Consider the following 809-nt stretch of genomic DNA (forward strand, 5'->3'; position numbering starts at 1 on the left):
GGCATTGCCAACTTGATTGCATGTTCTGAACTGGTTACCGCTCACGCATGAAGATACCGCCCAAAATGCCGCGCCTGAAGGGTTTTCGTTTTCCGCGCGAGATCATCGCTTACGCCGTCTGGGTCTACCATCGCTTTGCGCTCAGCACCGCTTACGTTGAAGATCTGCTCGCGGAACGCGGTGTGACGGTCAGCCGGGAAACGATCCGGCAATGGGTCAACCGCTTTGGTCGCCATTTCGCCAATTGCATCAGGCGAGACCGGCCAGCCGCGGCTGACAAATGGCATATGGACGAAGTGGTCATCCCGATCAACGGTCGGAAATGCTGGCTCTGGCGGGCGGTGGATGCGAACGGAGATACTCTTGATATCCTCGTCCAACCACGGCGGAGTGCTAAGGCAGCCCGGCGCTTCCTGAAGCGGTTGATTTCGCAATTCGGCGATCCCCGTGTCGTGATCACGGATAAGTTGCGAAGCTATTTCAAACCGATCCACGATCTTGTGCCGGGTGCGGATCACCGAGCACACAAAGGGTTGAACAATCGGATCGAAGGATCACACAGACCCACTCGAAAGCGTGAAAAGCTCATGGGACGCTTCAAGTCGCCAAAGCAAGCGCAGAGGTTCCTTGCCGCTCACGACCAGATCAACACCATCTTTCGACCCCGCCGCTATCAACTCTCCACCGTCTCATACCGTCACGCCAGAACCGATGCTTTCGGTCTCTGGGACGGTTACGCTCTCGAAATGACCGCATGACAGACGCAGGCCAAGCCGCCGTCAGCCGCGTGCAAACAAGTTGGCAATGCC

At 57.1% G+C, this 809-nt stretch carries 1 protein-coding gene; it reads left to right on the forward strand.

Annotated features, from left to right (window positions below; genetic code table 11):
• Positions 1-47 precede the first annotated feature (47 nt).
• Positions 48-758, forward strand: a complete 711-nt coding sequence (locus FOY53_RS22665) for an IS6 family transposase (RefSeq protein WP_146592538.1) — start codon at positions 48-50, stop codon at positions 756-758.
• Positions 759-809: the final 51 nt, after the last annotated feature.

The sequence above is a fragment of the Puniceibacterium confluentis genome (assembly GCF_007923445.1).
Lineage (GTDB): Bacteria > Pseudomonadota > Alphaproteobacteria > Rhodobacterales > Rhodobacteraceae > Puniceibacterium > Puniceibacterium confluentis.

Excerpts from the sequence above, each read along its gene's own strand:
- FOY53_RS22665 (WP_146592538.1), top strand. The coding sequence starts at position 48 with ATGAAGATACCGCCCAAAATGCCGCGCCTGAAGGGTTTTCGTTTTCCG.